The 17,179-nt window shown below is 74.2% G+C and carries 17 protein-coding genes, 2 tRNA genes and 1 pseudogene; 11 read left to right on the top strand and 9 right to left on the bottom strand.

All coding sequences use genetic code 11. From position 1 onward, the window contains the following. Positions 1-38: 38 nt before the first annotated feature. From IPM45_03690 to IPM45_03680, 3 genes are read right to left on the bottom strand one after another with little or no spacing between them, the layout of a single operon-like run. Positions 39-584 (bottom strand): GNAT family N-acetyltransferase, encoded by a 546-nt coding sequence (locus IPM45_03690; GenBank protein ID MBK9178672.1) that lies wholly within the window; start codon positions 582-584, stop codon positions 39-41. Between the two features lie 11 nt (positions 585-595). Further along, positions 596-1,591: an NAD(P)H-dependent glycerol-3-phosphate dehydrogenase gene (locus IPM45_03685; GenBank protein ID MBK9178671.1), complete on the bottom strand. Its 996-nt coding sequence runs from the start codon at positions 1,589-1,591 to the stop codon at positions 596-598. 13 nt (positions 1,592-1,604) lie between these two features. Next, positions 1,605-2,858: a hypothetical protein gene (locus tag IPM45_03680; protein MBK9178670.1), complete on the bottom strand. Its 1,254-nt coding sequence runs from the start codon at positions 2,856-2,858 to the stop codon at positions 1,605-1,607. Here IPM45_03680 and IPM45_03675 point away from each other — a divergent pair. Together IPM45_03675 and IPM45_03670 are read left to right on the top strand one after the other, a co-directional pair. Then, positions 2,857-3,663 (top strand): PIG-L family deacetylase, encoded by an 807-nt coding sequence (locus tag IPM45_03675; GenBank protein ID MBK9178669.1) that lies wholly within the window; start codon positions 2,857-2,859, stop codon positions 3,661-3,663. The genes IPM45_03680 and IPM45_03675 overlap by 2 nt on opposite strands. A 51-nt stretch (positions 3,664-3,714) precedes the next feature. Continuing rightward, on the top strand, positions 3,715-4,626 hold the full coding sequence (locus IPM45_03670; protein MBK9178668.1) for a DNA-3-methyladenine glycosylase 2 family protein: 912 nt from the start codon (positions 3,715-3,717) through the stop codon (positions 4,624-4,626). Positions 4,627-4,636: 10 nt separating this feature from the next. Here IPM45_03670 and IPM45_03665 read toward each other — a convergent pair whose 3' ends face one another. Next, positions 4,637-5,341: a DsbA family oxidoreductase gene (locus IPM45_03665; protein ID MBK9178667.1), complete on the bottom strand. Its 705-nt coding sequence runs from the start codon at positions 5,339-5,341 to the stop codon at positions 4,637-4,639. Between the two features lie 114 nt (positions 5,342-5,455). Here IPM45_03665 and IPM45_03660 point away from each other — a divergent pair, with 114 nt between their 5' ends. Further along, on the top strand, positions 5,456-5,902 hold the full coding sequence (locus IPM45_03660) for a DUF4214 domain-containing protein (GenBank protein MBK9178666.1): 447 nt from the start codon (positions 5,456-5,458) through the stop codon (positions 5,900-5,902). Here IPM45_03660 and IPM45_03655 read toward each other — a convergent pair. Together IPM45_03655 and IPM45_03650 are read right to left on the bottom strand one after the other, a co-directional pair. Further along, positions 5,874-6,387, bottom strand: a pseudogene (locus IPM45_03655) (LLM class flavin-dependent oxidoreductase). The gene IPM45_03660 and the pseudogene IPM45_03655 sit on opposite strands and share 29 nt — an antisense overlap. 173 nt (positions 6,388-6,560) lie before the next feature. After that, on the bottom strand, positions 6,561-7,394 hold the full coding sequence (locus tag IPM45_03650) for a hypothetical protein (protein ID MBK9178665.1): 834 nt from the start codon (positions 7,392-7,394) through the stop codon (positions 6,561-6,563). Between the two features lie 163 nt (positions 7,395-7,557). Between IPM45_03650 and IPM45_03645 the strand changes: the two genes are divergently transcribed. Together IPM45_03645 and IPM45_03640 are read left to right on the top strand one after the other, a co-directional pair. Continuing rightward, positions 7,558-7,632 (top strand) — tRNA-Cys (locus IPM45_03645). A 210-nt stretch (positions 7,633-7,842) separates the two neighbouring features. Further along, positions 7,843-8,634, top strand: coding sequence for an alpha/beta hydrolase (locus IPM45_03640; GenBank protein MBK9178664.1), 792 nt, complete (start codon positions 7,843-7,845; stop codon positions 8,632-8,634). 399 nt (positions 8,635-9,033) lie between these two features. Here IPM45_03640 and IPM45_03635 read toward each other — a convergent pair whose 3' ends face one another. Next, entirely contained in the window at positions 9,034-9,393 is a 360-nt protein-coding gene (locus tag IPM45_03635) for a hypothetical protein (protein ID MBK9178663.1), read from the bottom strand. Positions 9,394-9,493: 100 nt separating this feature from the next. Here IPM45_03635 and IPM45_03630 point away from each other — a divergent pair, with 100 nt between their 5' ends. From IPM45_03630 to IPM45_03610, 5 genes are all read left to right on the top strand, one after another. Then, complete coding sequence (locus tag IPM45_03630; protein ID MBK9178662.1) at positions 9,494-9,694, top strand: hypothetical protein; 201 nt, start codon at positions 9,494-9,496, stop codon at positions 9,692-9,694. A gap of 201 nt (positions 9,695-9,895) precedes the next feature. Beyond that, a tRNA-Val gene (locus IPM45_03625) sits at positions 9,896-9,968 on the top strand. Positions 9,969-10,230: 262 nt separating this feature from the next. Next, on the top strand, positions 10,231-11,958 hold the full coding sequence (locus IPM45_03620) for an acyl-CoA dehydrogenase (GenBank protein ID MBK9178661.1): 1,728 nt from the start codon (positions 10,231-10,233) through the stop codon (positions 11,956-11,958). Between the two features lie 358 nt (positions 11,959-12,316). Then, positions 12,317-12,676, top strand: coding sequence for a nitroreductase family deazaflavin-dependent oxidoreductase (locus tag IPM45_03615; GenBank protein ID MBK9178660.1), 360 nt, complete (start codon positions 12,317-12,319; stop codon positions 12,674-12,676). A 262-nt stretch (positions 12,677-12,938) separates the two neighbouring features. After that, the gene (locus IPM45_03610; GenBank protein MBK9178659.1) at positions 12,939-14,345 is read left to right on the top strand and encodes a hypothetical protein; all 1,407 of its coding nucleotides are present in this window, start codon (positions 12,939-12,941) and stop codon (positions 14,343-14,345) included. A 31-nt stretch (positions 14,346-14,376) separates the two neighbouring features. Here the strand turns inward: IPM45_03610 and IPM45_03605 are convergent, their stop codons facing one another. Then, positions 14,377-15,330: a fatty acid desaturase family protein gene (locus tag IPM45_03605; GenBank protein MBK9178658.1), complete on the bottom strand. Its 954-nt coding sequence runs from the start codon at positions 15,328-15,330 to the stop codon at positions 14,377-14,379. 31 nt (positions 15,331-15,361) lie between these two features. On the opposite strand from IPM45_03605, the gene IPM45_03600 reads away from it, so the two are divergent. Beyond that, the gene (locus IPM45_03600; GenBank protein ID MBK9178657.1) at positions 15,362-16,201 is read left to right on the top strand and encodes a PaaX domain-containing protein, C- domain protein; all 840 of its coding nucleotides are present in this window, start codon (positions 15,362-15,364) and stop codon (positions 16,199-16,201) included. Between the two features lie 21 nt (positions 16,202-16,222). Here the strand turns inward: IPM45_03600 and IPM45_03595 are convergent, their stop codons facing one another. Next, positions 16,223-17,143 carry a cation transporter gene (locus tag IPM45_03595; GenBank protein ID MBK9178656.1) on the bottom strand — a complete coding sequence of 307 codons (921 nt, stop codon included), beginning with the start codon at positions 17,141-17,143 and terminating at the stop codon, positions 16,223-16,225. Positions 17,144-17,179: the final 36 nt, after the last annotated feature.

The raw sequence follows: 17,179 nt of genomic DNA, 5'->3' as shown, positions 1-17,179 counted from the left end.
GGCGCGCCGCTGCGCCGGCTCGCTCGACGCCTGCCGTGTCAGGCGGGGAGCCGGTACAGCACGTGGGGGAGGCCGGCGTGCTCGACCTGGCCCTCGCGCACGAACCCGGCCTTCTCCATCACCCGCTGCGACGCCAGGTTGGTGGTGAGGGTGAAGCACACCAGCCGGTCGCCCAGCCCGAGCCCGTTCACGGCCGCGTCCACCGCCGCCTCGGCCATCTCGGTGGCCAGACCCCGGCCCCACGCCGCCGGCGAGACCGCGTAGAGCACCTCGACGGACCCCGGTCCGCCCACCGCCGTCGGCGCCAGCCCGGCGTAGCCGACGTCGGTGCCGTCGTCACGCCGCGAGAACCACCAGACCCCCCAGCCCTCTCGGTCCCAGTGGGCGGCGATGCGGGCCACCGCGGTGCGCACCTGGTCGTCGGTGCGGATGCCGCCCAGGGTTGCCGCCACGTCGGGGTCCTGCCAGATGCCGCGGAACCGCTCGAGGTCGGCCGGGGTCACCCGCTCGCCCCGGAGGTGCTCGGTGAGCACCACGTCGACGGACCGTGCGTCGACGGGCCGTTCGTCGGTCGGCTCGGTCATCTCGTCGCCTGCTAGTCCGGCTCTTCCTCGTGGCCCGGCCGGTGCTTGAGCAGCCCCGTGTAGGCCTCGAGCGCCGTGCTCTCACCGCTCACCACCCCGTGGATCCAGCCGCAGATCGGCACGTCCACCCCGTGGCGCTCGGCCAGCTCCATCACCAGCCGGGCCGTCTTGACCCCCTCGGCCACCATGCTCATCTCGGCCAGGACGTCGTCGATGGTGCGCCCGAGCCCGAGCTGCTCGCCCACGTAGCGGTTGCGGCTCTGCGGGCTCATGCAGGTGGCCAGCAGGTCGCCCAACCCGGCCAGGCCCGCGAAGGTGGCGGGCTGGCCGCCCATGGCCACGCCCAGCCGGGTGAGCTCGGACAGGCCGCGGGAGATCACCGCGGCGCGGGTGTTGTCGCCGACGCTGAGGGCCTGCGCCATCCCGGCCGCGATGGCGATCACGTTCTTCAGCGCGCCCCCCACCTCGCACCCGACGACGTCGTCGTTCGTGTACAGCCGGAACAGCCCGAGGCGGAACACCCGCTGCAGCTCCGTCGCCACCGAGCGGTCGTCGGTGGCGATCACGCTGGCGGCGGCGTAGCCGGCCATGATCTCCTTGGCCAGGTTGGGGCCGGTGAGGGCGGCGGCCGGCCGGCCCGGCAGCACGTCCTTCACGACCTCGGTCATCCGGAGCAGCGAACCCTGTTCGAAGCCCTTCGACAGGCTCACCACGGGGATCCACGGCCGGATGAAGGGCTTGGCCTGCTCGAGCACGGCGCGGAACCCGTGGGTGGGTACGCCGACCACGAGGACGTCGGCCCCCGACACCGCCTCCTCGAGGCTCGCGGTCGACCGGAGGGTGTCGGGTAGCTCGAAGCCGGCCAGGTAGCGGGCGTTGGTGTGGTGCTCGTCGATCTCCCGGGCCAGGTCGGGGTCGCGGGCCCACAGCACGGTGGGGTTCTTGCGGGCCGCGATCGTGGCCACCGTCGTCCCCCACGAGCCGGCGCCCAGCACGGTCACCTGCATGCGTCGCCCTCCTTCACCCCCGTGCCGCCACCCGGGCCACGGTGGTGAACGACACCGTGTAGAGATCGCGGTCCCGACCCGGGGCCGGGAAGAGCACAGTCTGCACCGGGCTGCCGGTCGGGGCGCGCCCCAGCTCGTCGCCGGTGGCGACATCGAGCACGACGCAGTGGTCGGCGCCGGCGTCGTGGTCGTAGTGGAAGGTGGCGAGCTCGCCCGTGTCCGCGAACAGGAGCAGGTGGCCGGCCTGGTCCTGGGGTCGCTGCCAGAGGGGTTCGAGCGGCGTGCCCGGCGGGCCGAAGCGGAACCCGGCGAGCACGCCGTTGCCGCTGTCGTAGCCGACGGCGATCGAGCGGTGCTCGTCGACGATCGGGGGGTTGGCGATGATCCCGCCGGGCTCGCCGCACACCTCCGCGGCGTCGAGGGTCCGCCCGTCGAGGGTGATCCGCACCAGCTGCAGCGGCGCGGTGGACGGGCCGACGCCGCGGAACGAGCCGCGGTACCCCTCGGTCCCGGCCCCGTCGTCGAGGAACCACGACGAGCCGGCCGCGAGCACCGGGTCCCAGCCGAAGGTCTGGCCGGGGCGCGTCACGTAGGGCCGGGTCCGCTCCTCGTCGAGCACCAGTGCCGGCCGGCTCGGCTCCCAGCGCAGCACGAAGCGGGACGTGATCCCGACGACCACCACGCGGTCGCCATCGGCCGACAGGCGGGCGATCGACGCCTCCGGGAGCGGGGTGCGGGCGATGATCGACAGCGATCCGGGGTCGACCACGACCAGCTCGGTGGGCTCGAGGCCGAGCGAGAAGTCCTTCATGACGAGCGAGCCGTCGGCCAGCGCGACGAAGGAGTTGTAGGGGCGCTCGCGGGGCAGCTCGAGCGATCCCGCGAGCGCGCAGTCGGGGTCGAGGCGATGGCACCACCGGCCGTGCACCACGTAGAGGTGGCCGTCGGCGTGGGCCCCGATGCCACCTGCCCACCAGGGGCCACCGGGCAGGTCGCCCGACGCGGCCAGGGGCCGGAGGGTGTCGGGGTCGACCCGCTCCACCCACGACGACGACGCGCCCGGCACCGCACCCTGGAGGTAGAGCTGGTCGGGATCCCGCCACACGAGCATGTTGGCGCCGGGGACCTGGCGGCTCGTGGCGACGAGCCGGCCGCCGGTGGCGAGCCCCAGGCCGGCACCGCGCACGGTGGCGAGCCGCCGTGGCCCTCCGTCCTCGGCCGGCCACGGGCCCGGCCAGTAGCCGGCCAGCGCGGTGTCGATCGTCATGGCGTCCACGCTGCCTCCCCCCGGAGCGTCGGATGGTACCGGGCGGTGCGGTCCGGCGCCTCCCTCGCTAGCGTCGGGAGCCGTGCTGATCGATGACGCCGTGCCCGAGAGCGTGCTGGTGGTCACCGCCCACCCCGACGACGTCGACTTCGGAGCGGCCGGCACCGTCGCCCGGTGGACGGGCGGCGGAGCCAAGGTGACGTACTGCATCGTCACCGACGGCGACGCCGGGGGCTTCGACCCCGCCATCCCCCGGGACCGGGTCGGTCCGCTCCGTCGCCGGGAGCAGACCGCTGCCGCGGCCGCCGTCGGGGTGCACGAGCTCGTGTTCCTGGGCTTCCCCGACGGGGCGACCACCGCGAGCCTCGAGCTGCGGCGGGCCATCACCGCGGTGATCCGCAGCGTGCGGCCGGCCCGGGTGCTCACCCAGTCGCCGGAGCGGAACTACCAGCGGATCTTCGCCAGCCACCCCGATCACCTGGCCGTGGGCGAGGCCGCGCTGTGCGCCGTCTACCCGGACGCCCGCAACCCGTTCACGTTCCCCGAGCTGCGGGAGGTCGAGGGGCTCGAGCCCCACACCGTGCCCGAGGTGTGGCTGATGGCGGGGCCGCAGCCCGACCGGGTCGTCGACGTCACCGACACCTTCGACCGCAAGCTCGCGGCCCTGCTCTGCCACGAGAGCCAGCATCCCGATCCCGGCGGGCTGCCGCCGCGGATGCGGGCGTGGGGGGAAGCCCAGGCGACCCAGGCCGGCCTGCCTGCCGGCAGGCTGGCCGAGTCGTTCCAGCTGGTCGTCACCGGCTGATCACCGCGTCCGGCGCGGGCCACGCCCCGGGCGGCGGGCGAGACTGCGGGGGTGACGGTGCTGGGCTCGGGCAGCGAGCGGCGGTGGCCCCTCGACGGGATCGACCCGCTGGCCACCCTCCGCTCGATCAGCGTGTGGCCGACCGATCCCTCGACCCGCCTGGCACCGGGCCGATTCGAGTGGGCCGTCGTCACGCCGGCCGGCGCGGGGCGGATCACCGTCACGTGGAGCGCCGGTGAGGCCACGGCCGCGGCCTGGGGCGCCGGCGCGGGCTGGCTGCTCGACCACCTCCCCGACCTCCTCGGCGCGGCCGACGATCCCAGCGGCTTCACCCCCAGCGGGCGCCTGGTGGCGGGCCTGCACCGGCGCTTCCCGGGCCTGCGGATCCCGCGCACCGGCGTGGTGTGGCCGACCCTCGTGCAGGCCGTGCTCGGCCAGCGGGTCACCACCCGGGAGGCGTCGGCCTCGTGGGCGGGGCTGGTGCGGCGCTTCGGCCGGCCCGCCCCCGGCCCGCCCGGGCTGGTGCTGCCGCCCGGCCCGGAGGTACTGGCCGGTGTGCCGTACTGGGCGCTGCACCGGCTGGACGTGGAGCGCCGGCGCGCGGACACCATCCGCCTCGCCGCCCGCCGGGCCACCGGCCTCGAGGACGTGGTGCGGTTCGAGCCGGAGGCGGCCCGCCTGCGGCTGCAGGCCGTGCCCGGTATCGGGCTGTGGACGGCGGCCGAGGTGGTGGCCCGCTCGCACGGCGACGCCGACACCGTGCTGCTCGGCGACGCCGGCCTTCCCGGTGTCGTGGGGTGGGCGCTGGCCGGGGAGCCGGACGCCGACGACGAGCGGATGGTCGAGCTGCTCGAGCCCTACCGGGGCCACCGGTGGCGCGTGGTGCGCCTGCTGTACACCGGTGGGGTGGCGCCGCCGCGGCGCCGTCCGCTGCCACCCCCCGTTCGCCTGCGAGGGTGGTGAGGGGGGTGGCTCACACGCCGCAGACGTCGTCTTCGCAGGCGCCGGCCGCGGTCGCCTCGGCGCCCGGTCGGGCCGGCTCGAGGCGCGCCCGCACCCGCTCCAGCACCTGGAGGAACACGTCGGCGTCCTGCGCCCCCGGCACCGCCCACTGGCCCTCGAACACGAAGGTCGGAACCGCGGCCACGCCCAGGTCGAGCCCCCGGTCGAGCTCGGCGCGCACCGGCTCGCACCCCTCGTCGGAGGCGAGCAGCGCCTCCACGCGGGTCCGCTCCAGGCCGGCCTCGGTGGCGAGCCGGGCGAGCACCGACGGGTCGGCGACGTCGGCGCCCTCGGCGAAGTAGGCGCGGAACAACCGCTCCTGCAGCCGGTCCTGCACGCCGGGCGCACCCTCGACGCCGGCGAGCCACAGGAGCCGGTGCGCGTCGAAGGTGTTGGCCCGCCACGCGTCCTCCAGCCGGAGGTCGATGCCGGCGTCGCGGGCGACGTCGGTGAGATGGCCCACGATCTCCACCGCCCGGGCCGGCCCGCCGAACTTGCGCGCGTAGACGTCGAGCACGGGCTCGGGCCGACGGGGGGCGGTGGGATCGAGCTGGTACGCCCGCCACGTCACCTCGACCTCGTCGCGCCCCGCGAACCGCTCGAGGGCCGCCTCGAACCGACGCTTGCCGATGTAGCACCACGGGCAGACGACGTCGCTGAAGATCTCGACCTGCACGGGGCCACCCTACGGGCTACTCGGTCCGCCGCGACGAGGCCCGAGCGTGCCGCCGCTGGCGGCGCGGCCGCCGACGGGGTTGACTGGGGGGCGGAGCGGAGCAGGAGGGGCGCCATGAAGCGGGTGCTCGCCGTCGGGGTCGTCGTCATGACGCTCCTGGTCGGCGCCGTCGCGCTGTCGCCGGCCGCGGGTGCGGCGGCGACGGCAGCGCAGCGCGACCAGGCAGGCCGGATCTATCGGTCGGTGTTCCACCGCTGGCCCGACGCGGTCGGCCTCGCCCATTGGTCGGACCTGGCCGGCACGGGCGTGCCACCCGCGGCCCTGGCCGAGCAGATGCTCGCCAGCCCGGAGGGTCTGCTGCTGTACCCGAGCCTGACCAGCGGCGACCTGGTCAAGGTCGTGTACTTCCACACCTTCGACCGGGCGCCCGACCAGGCGGGCTACGACTACTGGGCGCCGCTGATCCAGAGCGGCCGGGTGACCCGCGGGCGGTTCGTGGCCGCCATCGCCGACTCACAGGAGAGCATCCGCCTCACGGGCACCCTGCAGCCGCCGGGCTAGGGCTCGGCCGCGGCCGGCAGCACCAGCTCGCCGAGCCGCTCGACCCAGGCCACCTGGTCGTCGGCGAGGGGCACGAGGAACGCCGTGCTGCCTCGCAATGGCGGTCGAGCACCCGCAGCTTGTGCGCGACCTCGGCAGGCGTGCCCATCACGTTGCAGGCGTCGGCGTAGCGAGCCACCAGCCGGAGCGTCTTGCGCTCTCCACCGCCGCCCACCAGGATCGGCGGGCGGGGCACCTGCAGCGGGCGGGGGGAGCAGATCGTCTCGGCCAGCCGACAGTGGTGCCCCTCGAAGGGGCCGTCGCGGTCGCTCCACATCTGCTCGACGATCCGGAGCGTCTCCTCGAGCCGCTCGAAGCGCTCGGCCAGCGGCGGGAACGGCACCCCGAGCCCGGCGTGCTCGCGCTCGTACCAGGCCGCGCCGATGCCGAGCAGGGCCCGACCCCCGGGGAGGACGTCAGCCGAGGGTCGTGCAGCCCTCGAGCATGGGGCCGCTCGCCGGCGCGAGGTCCTCCAGCTGGAACCAAGTGGTCCATGAGGAGCACGTGGGAGCAGCCGACCTCCTCGGCCGCCCGGGCCAGGCGCCCGAAGGCGCCGGGGATGGCCGCGGGGCCGCCCGGAACGGCGAAGGAGACGGGGTGGACGCCGATCCGCACGGCCTCAGGTGCAGACCGGCGACAGCCAGCCGGTGATGGTCTGGAGCGCGTCCTTCACGGCTTCGGGGGTGCCGTCGGCGTCGCTGGCCTGGATGGGGTTGTCGTCCAGGGTCTGGAGGGCGTCGTCGATCTCCGGCGGCAGCGGGTCGCCGAGCTCCTGCCGGAGGTCGTCGATCGCCTGCGAGCGCTGCTCGTTGGCGTCGTCGATGGCGCCCGACGAGCCGCCGGCGGTCGCCGTGCGCTGCAGCTCGGACTGCACCAGCGCCGTGTAGGCCGTGCACATGGCCTCCTGGTCGTCGACCTCCGGCGGTGGTGCCACGGTGGTGGTCGGCGCGGTGGTGCTGGAGGTCGCGGGAGGCGGGCACTCGCTGGGGAGGCCGAGGGCTGCGAGGGCGTCAGGTGGCACGATGCCGCAGCCCACGAAGGCGGTGCCCACGTCGGCGACGATCCAGCCGGTCGGCGCCTTCTCCAGCACGGCGACGGCGTCCTGGAACTGCGCGGCGGCCTCGGGGGTCGACACGAGGCGGGCGGTGGCGTACTGGGCGCCACTGACCTCGACGATGGTGATCCCCTCCACCGTGAAGTACCCGGCCGGGACGTCGCGGACGTCCGCCACCGCGGTGTCGCGGATCGCAGCCTCGATCGCCCCCTCCTCGGTCGTGGGTGCCGTGGTCGTGGTCGTGGGCTCGGTGGACGACGTGGTCGTCGCCTCGGCGGTCGTGGTGGTCTGCTCGTCATCGTCACCGCCACCGCCACCGCCACCGCAGGCGGTCAGCGATGCGGTGGCGACGAGCACGACCAGGGCCGCGAGGATCAGGCGTGGAGTGCGTCGGTGCATGACGGGGGACGCTACCGGCCCCGCTCGGCACGGTGGGCGCGCGGGGATCCGGCGCAGGTCCGGTGCTCGCTCGGTGGGGCGGAGGTGGCGGGTCGGTGGCGGGGCGGGGTGGTGCGCCGGGACGGGCCGCGAGCCGCGGGCGCTATCGTGAGCGGTCCGTCACGGCGGCGTGGCCGAGTGGTTTAGGCAAGGGCCTGCAAAGCCCTGTACGCCGGTTCGATTCCGGCCGCCGCCTCCATCACCTTCGTTGCGGGCTCGAGTGGCACCCACCCATCCGGGCTCCGTGCTCGAGGTGCAGGCCTGCTGCTGCGGACACGGCATCTGGCAGAGGCCACAGCCCTCAGCCACGTAGCGGTCGACGACCTCGGCGACCGCACAGTCCATCCCCGTCCACGGAGTGGTATCGAAGACCGAGTGCGGAGGTATCGAGATGACACCACATCCATCCGTGGGGTTCCTCCACGACGACATCCCCTACCTGAAGATCGGCGACGGTCCGCCGCTCGTGGCGGTGGCGGGCCTCACCCCCGAGCACGACGTCCCGAGGGGGTGGGAGCGCCGCATGACCCTCGCCTACGCCGCGCCGCTGGCGCGCCACTTCACGGTCTACGCCGTGAACCGCAAGCGGGGGCTCCGACCCGGCGAGTCGATGTCCGACATCGCCGGGCACCTGGTCAACGCCATCGAGCACGACCTGCGGCAACCGGTGTTCCTCCAGGGCATGAGCACGGGCGGGTCTGTCGCCCTGCAGCTGGCCGTCGACCGGCCGGACCTGGTCCGGCGCCTCGTGGTCGTGGCCTCGGCGTACCGACTGGGCCCCGGGCGCGCGCTCCAGGCCGAGATGGCCGGTCTCATCCGGGCCGGGGACACCGAGGCGGCGCTGGCCACCGCGTTCAAGGCGATGGTGCCCGGATGGGCGCGGGGCCCGGTTCGCCCGGTGGCCGCGCTGGCCGCGCGGGCCATGCGCCCCGACGACCCGATCGACATGCTGGTCACCCTCGACGCCGAGGACGCGTTCGACGTCGAGGCCGATCTGCCGCGCATCACCGCGCCCACCCTGGTGATCGGCGGCACCAAGGACGTCTTCTACACCCGCGAGCTCTTCGAGGGCACTGCCGCCGGTGTTCAGGACGGGCGGGTCCACCTGTTCGAGGGCTGGGGTCACGGGCGGACGTGTCAGTCGAGCGCGACGACGAACATCACCCTCGGCTTCCTGCTCGCCGGCCTCGACGGGGGCTGACCGCGGCGTCCGGATGGACCTCCTACAACGAGCTTGCGTGGACCGAGGACCTGCTGGCCGACCCATCGGCCTGCGAGGAGGAGGTCACGGCCTACGACGAGCTCATGCAGCGCCGCGCAGCGGGGCCGTTGCGCCGTCTGCTGCACCTCGGGAGCGGCGCCGGAACGTTCGACGCGGTGTTCGGCCGGCACTTCGAGGTCCCCGGGGTGGATCTCAGCCCTGGTCCTGGTGGTGGCGAAGCCGGCCGAGACCTCCAGGACAACGACTTCGCGTGCACAGGAGAGAAGGACGGCGTGCACGCCACGGTGCTGGTCCCGATGCCTCCGCCCCTGCGCTCCGTTCGGGTCGCCGAGCGGGCGGCTGGCCCGGCCTGGCTTCGGGCGCTCTGCGGGCGGCTGCCTAGCCCCGGCGCGCGGGCCGGCCTCGCGGGACGGCCTTCCACGCGGCGTGCTGAGCCTGCACCTCCGTCGACGAGCGAGGCACGTTCACGAGGAGCAGGTTCGTGGTGCCTCGCACCGCTCGGACCCACACGCTCTCGTCGCCGATCGCCTTGAGGTGGTTCTTGATGCTGATGCCGGCGGCGTCGCGAGACTTGCGGTCGGGGTAGGTGAGCAACGCCGCGCCCTGCCCCGACGCCAGGAACTCGTCGACGATCCGCCGGCCGAGGCTGACCCGGCCCGGTCCGCCGCCGCGCGGGCGCAGCAGCTCGAGGACCTGCTCGTCGTCGATGGGTTCGAGGGTGAAGTCCGGCTGGGGCATCTCGGTCGTCCTCGGCAGGGCGCTGACACGGTAGCGGGCGGGGCCTGGCGCCGGGGTGCCGAGCCTGCGGGTAACCTCGCTGGTCGTGGGATCGTCGGGGATGAAGGATCACAAGGGCCAGCACCTGCCGAAGGTGGGGAGCCCGCAGAACGAGAAGTGGGAGCAGCGCGAGGAGCGTCGCGACATCCTGCGGGTGATGGGGATCGACCCCGATCGCAAGCGGCCCGTCGTGATGATCGCCGGCATCGTGGTGGCGCTGTTCTTCGTCCTCGGCATCCTCGGCCTGATCATCTTCACCTGATCGGCGAGAAGGCCGCGCGGCGTGCGCGGTGGCCCCGGTCGAGCAGCGCGGGCCCGGCGGTCGTCGGCGTCCCACCGCGGCCGGGTCGGGCCCTCCCCGGTTGAGCGTGCTGTCTGGCGCGCTCGCCGCTGCCCGGGCCGGTTCCGGGCGCCCCGGCCCGGGTGGTCGCCCAGCCGGCGAGTGGTACCGTGATCGGCCTTCGGGCCGTTAGCTCAGTTGGTAGAGCACCTGCATGACGCGCAGGGGGTCAGGGGTTCGAGTCCCTTACGGCCCACCCGTTGTCAGATCCTCCGCACCTCAGCAGCCGGTCGCGCCCTTGTCGTGCCCGATCGTTCGGGCCGGTTCGAGCTCCCAGCGGCGCTACGTGCCCGGGCCCGACCGGGTGTGGCGTGCTCGGGCCCGGTGTGCTCTCTGTCGCGAGCGGTTGGCGCAGATGGCGGGGGACGCGACCGCGTCGACGCGGTCGCGGATCGGTGCGCGACCACCTGCAGCGTCACCTCTGATCCGATCTCGTCGAACCGAGGGAGGCCCCGACCATGAGCGATGTGCATCCAGGGATCCTGTTCAACCCGCACGCCTACTCGGCCGGTGAGCTGGACGCCGACTCGCGGAAGCTGATGGAGGCGACGATCGCCTACTTCGAGTCGCTGGGCAAGGGCCGGATCACGTCGGAGGACAACGCCGGGGTCTGGTACGAGGACTTCTGCCGCTTCCTCGGCGAGTCCCAGGCCTTCGCCACGCTCATGACCCCCGCGGGGTACGGCGGTGAGGGCGCCCGGTGGGACACGTGGCGCAACTGCCACTTCAGCGAGATCACCGCCTTCTACAGCCTCGGCTACTGGTATGCCTGGCAGGTCTCCATGCTCGGCCTGGGCCCCATCTTCATGGGTCGGAACGAGCCGCTGAAGGCCCGGACCGTGGAGCTGTTGCGCAACGGCGGCATCTTCGCGTTCGGCCTCTCCGAGAAGGAGCACGGCGCCGACATCTACTCGAGCGAGATGACCCTCACGCCCACCGGTGACGGCACGTACGTGGCCAACGGGTCGAAGTACTACATCGGCAACGGCAACGAGGCGGCCCTGGTCTCGGTGTTCGGCAAGGTGGCCGACGACGACCCCGAGGCCCAGGCCGAGTACGTGTTCTTCGTGGTGGAGTCGAAGCACCCGGCGTACGAGCTGGAGAAGAACACCGTGCACTCGCCGATGTTCGTCTCCGCCTTCTCCCTCCACGACTACCCGATCACCGACGCCGACATCGTGGTGCGGGGGCCCGAGGCGTGGAACGTGGCCCTCAACACCATCAACGTGTGCAAGTACAACCTGGGCTGGGCGTCCATCGGCATCTGCACCCACGCCTTCCACGAGGCCATCGACCACGCCGGCCACCGCAAGCTCTACGGAGGCCTGGTCACCGACTTCAGCCACGTCCGCCAGCTCTTCGTGGATGCGTACGCCCGCCTGACCGCCATGAAGCTCTTCGCCATGCGGGCCAACGACTACATGCGCTCGGCCTCCGACGACGACCGCCGCTACCTGCTCTACAACCCCCTCGTGAAGATGAAGGTCACGACCGAGGGCGAGCACGTGGTCGACGCCCTGTGGGACGTAATCGCGGCCAAGGGGTTCGAGGCCGACACCTACTTCAACATGGCGGCTCGCCACATCCGTGCGCTCCCCAAGCTCGAGGGCACGGTGCACGTGAACATCGCGCTGATCGTGAAGTTCATGCCCAACTACTTCTTCGCGCCCCAGGAGTACCCCGAGGTGCCGGTGCGCCACGACGCCACCAACGACGACTACCTCTTCCACCAGGCGCCCACGCGGGGCCTCGGCACGATCCGCTTCCACGACTGGGCCGTGACCTTCGATCGCGTCGGCTCGCCCAACGTGAACCTGTTCCGCGGCCAGGTCGAGACCTTCCGCTCGATGCTCGAGGCCGCGCCGCCCGACGGCGACCAGGCGCGAGACATCGACTTCCTGCTCGCCCTGGGCGAGCTGTTCTCGCTGGTGGTCTACGGGCAGCTCATCCTGGAGAGCGTGGAGCTGCACGGGATCAGCGACGCGGTGACCGAGCAGATCTTCGACGTGTTCGTGCGCGACTTCTCCGCGGGCGCCACCCGGCTCCACGGCAAGTCCTCCACGTCGGAGGCGCAGGCCGCCTTCGCCCTGCAGATGGTGGTGCGCCCCCACGTCGATTCCGACCGCTTCGCGACGGTGTGGGACGAGGCGTCAGGGCTCATGGACACCTACCGACTCGCGCCGTGACGGCCTCAGCGGGCGGGCCGAAGCCGGTGGTGCTCCACGAGGCGGACCGCCTCGGTGGAGGGCGGCGACGGCGGGGCCCTCGGTGCGCCTGGCGCACGCTCGTCAGCGCTGTTCGGGACCCCGACCGCCGGCGATCGAGGCACTCGACGCCGTCGACGGCCACGACGTCACGGGGCGGATCGCCATCGTGACCGGCGCATCCACGGGTGTCGGCTTGGAGACGGCTCGCGCCGGACGCCGCGGTCGACGTCGTCGAGCTCGACCTCGCCTCGCTCGACCCCGTCCAACGCCGCGACGGGGTGGGCCGTCCTGGAATGTCGGGCCGACATCTCGCGTTCCAGCCCCCGTGATCTCCTTCGTGAGCAGGAAGCGGGACCAGGTGCTCCGCGCCGGGTTCCGCGCCCTCAATGCCGTCGTCCGTCCCGCGGTGCGGGCCGGCATCGGCAACCCGCTGCCCCTCGGTGCCGGTGCGACGGTCGTCGAGACGCGGGGCCGCCGGAGCGGCCTGCCCCGTCAGGTGCCGCTGCTGTCGCTCCGCGCGATGGACGCCGTGGTGGTGAGCACCGTCCGGTCCGACTCCCAGTGGATCGCGAACCTCGAGGCGACGCCCCAGGCGCGGGTCTGGATCGGGGGACGGGCCCGGCCGGCGAGCGCGACCGTGCGGCGGGGGCCGGTGAACGTCGCCGTGCTGCACCTGACTGCCAACCGCGTGGGCTGAGCGCCGCCCGCAGGTCGGCGACCAGCGCGGGGTTACGTCGCCCCGCATCGCCACGTGCCCGGGTCGGAGCCAGCTGATCCGGTCGTGTGGATCGCGCTGGTCGGCGCTGAGGGGGCGTGGGCGCGATCAAGACCGGGGGGCGGGGTGGGGATCGCGCTGGTCGGCGCTGAGGGGGCGTGGGCGCGATCGAGACCGGGGGCAGTCCGGGGTCAAGGTGGGGCGGGCCGTTGCCGATAGCAGGGGCGTGGCGGATACGACCACGTTGCACGCGAGCACGAGCCTGCCCGCTCCGGTCGGACCACCGCCGGGCGCGCCTCCGCCGGTCCCGAACCCGCCGTTCACCGATGGGCGCCCCACCGACGGGCCATCCCCGCCGAAGCGGTCGCGGAGGGCTCGCCTGCTCGACACGCTGGCCAGGCCGTTCCGCCGGGCCCGGGGGGCGTCCACCAGCCGCCGGTCCCTGAAGTCCTTCTTCGCGTGGCAGGCGGAGCGTGAGCGCCTGGCGGCCGAGCTCGCACTGGCCGAGGCCGGCGGTGTCCCGGGAGCGGCGATGGTCGAGGGCAACGTGCCCCTCGGCCGGGGCGAGCGCGTCATCGCGGTGTTCACCTCGGTCGGGCTGGTCGAGACCAGGCGGCCGACGGGCGCGAGGGGAGCGGTGGCGGCCGGCCGCCACCGCCTCACCCGTGGCTCGGACGCCCCCGTCGAGACGCCGACCACCGTGGACTCGGGCGTCGTCACCCTCACCACGGCCAAGGTCGTGTTCGCAGGCGAGCAGAAGACGCGCACGTGGGCCATCTCGTCGCTCGCCGGGTGCGATCACCACGACCGGCCGCCGTGGACGGCGTTGCGCGAGCGCGACAAGGAGGCGGTGTCGGGGCTGTCGTACCCGACTGCGGTCGCGCCGGTGTTCCGCCGCCGGCTGCGGCTCGCGATGGCGGTCGCCCAGGGCAGCGCGCCTGCCGTCGTCGCCGAGCTGCGCGAGAAGCTGGCGGCCCTCGATGCCCAGCGCCCCGAGATCACCGCGACCGAGCCCGAGCGGGCATCGGCGTCGCCACCGTCGTCGCCTCCGCCAGGAGGGCACGAGGAGGGCCCGTCCCCGTCGTGGCGGCGGCGCCTGCCGGCCGTGGCGGTCGGTGCGGTCGGCCTGCTGCTCGTGGCCGGCGCCGTGGTGGTGGCCCGCAACCAGGGGGAGTCGAACGCCGGCGCGCCGGCCCCGCCGGGGACGACGGCCGGAGCCACGACCGTCCCGGGTGCCGCCACCTCGGTCCCCGACGGCGAGGCCACCACCGTGCCGTCGCTGCGGGACGCCACGACCGTCCCGGGCGTCGCCACTTCGGTTCCCGACGGCGCGGCCACGACGGTGCCGTCGCTGCGGGACGCCACGACCACGGTGCCGTCGGGCCCCACCACCACGGCGGTGCCCCGCGCCAACCGTGGCTGCACCGAGGCCCAGGGCGGCGAGGTGTGGGAGCCGCGCACGATCGGCGAGATCACCTGCGTCGCCTTCGAGGGCCAGTGGGTGTGGATCTGGACGCCGCCGGTGGCGGGTGACGTGTGCGAGCGGGCCGAGATCGGCCGCATCGCCTACGCCGGGGCGCCCGACCAGCTCACGTGCCGGCCCGAGGGCGGCGGCCAGACCTGGGTGCCGAGCGCCCCGCCCCCCGCCTGAGTCGGGATCCGGCCCTGACGGCGCCGGTCGGTCAGGACGGTCGCGAGGACAGCTTGCGCCACAGGGCCGGGTACGTCGGGTACTCGAGGCCCGGCGTGACGTAGCCGGAGGCGCGCAGCTCGCGGTGGTAGCGGGGCAGGTTGCGCCACGGAACGCCCGCGTCGCAGTGGTGGGCCAGGTGCCACCCGATGTGGTACGGCACCAACAGGAAGCGCGCCAGCGGGTGCTGCACCACGCTGTGGGTCGTGAGGCGCCGGTCGGGCGACGCGACCATGCCGCCGTGCTCGGCGATCGAGCGCAACCGGTTGATCACCCGCCACGCCGTCAGGTAGGGCAGGAACCACAGCACCAGGTACACCCAGGGGTGGCCGAGCAGCCAGCAGGTGGCGAGCAGCAGCGCCTGCACGCCGAGGATCGACCAGGTGACCCGGCGCACCTTGGCCTCGGGTGCCCACAGCCCGCGTGCCTGGGCGCGGAGCAGCTTGAGGCCGGTGCGGCCGGTGGCGTCGCGCCACAGCTTGCGACGGAGCGACGCCCGCGTGATGGGATAGCCGACGTAGAGCGCGAGGTCGGGCTCGTTGGGGCCGAACTCCTCGCGGTGGTGGGCCATGTGGGCGCGCCGGTACGCGTCGGTGGGGACGAAGGCCGGGTAGCCGACGAGCCACCGGCCCACCCAGTCGTTGAGGCGCCGGTTGCGGAACAGCGTGCGGTGCGCCGCCTCGTGCATGAGGGCGGCCAGCTGCGCGTGGGCCCGCCCCATGAGCACGAAGGCGAGGATCCAGGTGACGGGGTGGTCGAGCCACACGGCGGCGACGGCGATCGCGATCGTCTGGGTCCAGCACGAGGCCACGGCCAGGGCGTTGCGGGCCGACGGGATGCGGCGGAGCCGGGCCCGCAGCTCGGGCACGGCCCGGCCGTCGGGCAGGATCCGCCCGCCCGTGGGGGCCGTCAGCAGCTCGGACGTGGGCAACATGGTGAGCGCCATCAGCCCCGAGGTTACGATCTGAGATCACATGATGCAAGAACGTAAGGAGCGGGCGGGCCTCGTCGCCGGCGACGGGCTCCTGGAGCGGCCGCTCACCGCACGGTCGATCGTGGCCAGCCTGCTGCTGGGCATGCGGCCGCCCCGGTTGTCGAGCGCCCGCCTGGTGGCCTGGTGCGGCCTGCTGGGCGTGGCCGAGGGCACCACGCGTGTCGCGCTGAGCCGCATGGTGGAGCGGGGCGAGCTGCGCGTGCACGACGGCGTGTACGAGCTGGCCGGGCCGGTGCGCGAGCGCCAGGCCGGCCAGGACTTCAGCCTGGCACCCAGCCTGCGGCCGTGGCGGGGCCGGTGGGTGCTCGCGGTCGTGACGGCCGCCGACCGTACGGCGCCGGATCGGGTCTCGCTCCGCACGGCCGCGTCCCGCCTTCGCCTGGGCGAGCTGCGCGAGGGGCTGTGGGCGCGGCCTGACAACCTCCCGCCGACCGCGGCGCCGGCCGATGCCCGGGCGGTGGTCGCCGAGCAGTGCGCGTGGTGGCGGGGCCGGCCCGACGAACCCGCGGCCGAGCTGGCCGAGCGGCTGTTCGCCCCGGCGGCGTGGTCGAGCCGGGCCCGGTCGCTCCGGCAGCGGCTCGACGCGGTGACCGTGGCGCTGGAGAGCCGCGCCGGGGATCCCCGCCCGGCCGATCTGGCCGAGGGCTTCGTGGTGGGGGCGGCCACGCTGCAGCACCTGCGGCGTGACCCGCTCCTCCCGCCCGCCCTGCTGCCCGACGACCCCCCGGGGGAGGGCCTGCGGGCGGCCTACCGCACCTATCAGCAGGTGTACGGGCACGCGGTGGCGGCCTGGTTCAGGGCCGGGCCGGGCCGGCCCTCCTGACGTGCCACTCCCTCGGGTCGGTCAACCCGTGGGGTCGCGTCCCGCGGTGCGGTGGTCGGGTTCGTCGCAGGGGTGGCACTCGAGCTCGAGGGTCGAGTGCTCGATGCCGTAGCGGTCGTGCAGCAGCCCCTTCAGGGCGTCGCCGTGCTCTTGGGCCTGGTGGAGGGTGAGGCCGTCCCGGAGCACGACGTGGGCCGACAGCGCAGGCTGGTCCGAGGCGATGGCCCACAGGTGCAGGTGGTGGACGGCCACCACGCCGGGCTCGCCCCGCAGGGCGGCATCGATCTCGGCCGGGTCGAGCCCCGGCGGGGTGCCCTCGAGCAGCAGGTGGCTGGCCTGCCGCAGCAGCCGCACCGCCGACAGCGTCACGAGCACGGCGATGCCGATGGACACCACGGGGTCGACCCAGGTGGCGTCGGCCAGCGTGACGGCCAGGCCGGCCACGAGCACGCCGGCCGAGCCCGCCGCGTCGGAAACCAGGTGCACGATCGCGGAGCGCACGCCGAGGGTGCGGTCGCGGCCTCGGACCAGGGCAAAGGCGCTGCCCCCGTTGACGGCGAGGCCGGCCAGCGCCAGCACGACCACCCCGGGCCCGTCGATCTCCCCACCGTCGCCGAGCCGCCGGACGGCCTCGACGACGATCCACGCCGACGACACGAGCAGCAGCACCGCACTGGCCTGGGCGGCCAGGAGATCGGCGCGCTGCCAACCGAAGGTGCGGCGGGTGGACGGAGGACGGCGAGCCAGCACCTGGGCGACGAGCACCGTGGCCAGGGCGACCACGTCGACGACCTGGTGGGCGGCGTCGGCCAGCAGGGCCAGCGAGCCGAACGCCAGCCCGCCGACCACCTGGGCCGCGGCCAGCGCCGAGTTCAGCGCCAGGGCGACTCCGAGAGGCCGGCTCCCGCCGCCCCCGTGCCCGTGCCCGTGCCCGCTCCCCATCCCGACACGGTGCCCCACGCTCCCCGCAGCCTCAAC

It is taken from the genome of Acidimicrobiales bacterium (genome assembly GCA_016716005.1).
Classification (GTDB): domain Bacteria; phylum Actinomycetota; class Acidimicrobiia; order Acidimicrobiales; family JADJXE01; genus JADJXE01.
This window is presented reverse-complemented; position numbering and strand designations above follow the sequence as displayed.

Coding starts and splice junctions, on each gene's coding strand:
- IPM45_03690 (MBK9178672.1), bottom strand. CDS start 584: ATGACCGAGCCGACCGACGAACGGCCCGTCGACGCACGGTCCGTCGAC.
- IPM45_03685 (MBK9178671.1), bottom strand. CDS start 1,591: ATGCAGGTGACCGTGCTGGGCGCCGGCTCGTGGGGGACGACGGTGGCC.
- IPM45_03675 (MBK9178669.1), top strand. CDS start 2,857: ATGGCGTCCACGCTGCCTCCCCCCGGAGCGTCGGATGGTACCGGGCGG.
- IPM45_03680 (MBK9178670.1), bottom strand. CDS start 2,858: ATGACGATCGACACCGCGCTGGCCGGCTACTGGCCGGGCCCGTGGCCG.
- IPM45_03660 (MBK9178666.1), top strand. CDS start 5,456: ATGAAGCGGGTGCTCGCCGTCGGGGTCGTCGTCATGACGCTCCTGGTC.
- IPM45_03650 (MBK9178665.1), bottom strand. CDS start 7,394: ATGCACCGACGCACTCCACGCCTGATCCTCGCGGCCCTGGTCGTGCTC.
- IPM45_03635 (MBK9178663.1), bottom strand. CDS start 9,393: ATGCCCCAGCCGGACTTCACCCTCGAACCCATCGACGACGAGCAGGTC.
- IPM45_03630 (MBK9178662.1), top strand. CDS start 9,494: ATGAAGGATCACAAGGGCCAGCACCTGCCGAAGGTGGGGAGCCCGCAG.
- IPM45_03620 (MBK9178661.1), top strand. CDS start 10,231: ATGAGCGATGTGCATCCAGGGATCCTGTTCAACCCGCACGCCTACTCG.
- IPM45_03605 (MBK9178658.1), bottom strand. CDS start 15,330: ATGGCGCTCACCATGTTGCCCACGTCCGAGCTGCTGACGGCCCCCACG.
- IPM45_03600 (MBK9178657.1), top strand. CDS start 15,362: ATGCAAGAACGTAAGGAGCGGGCGGGCCTCGTCGCCGGCGACGGGCTC.
- IPM45_03595 (MBK9178656.1), bottom strand. CDS start 17,143: ATGGGGAGCGGGCACGGGCACGGGCACGGGGGCGGCGGGAGCCGGCCT.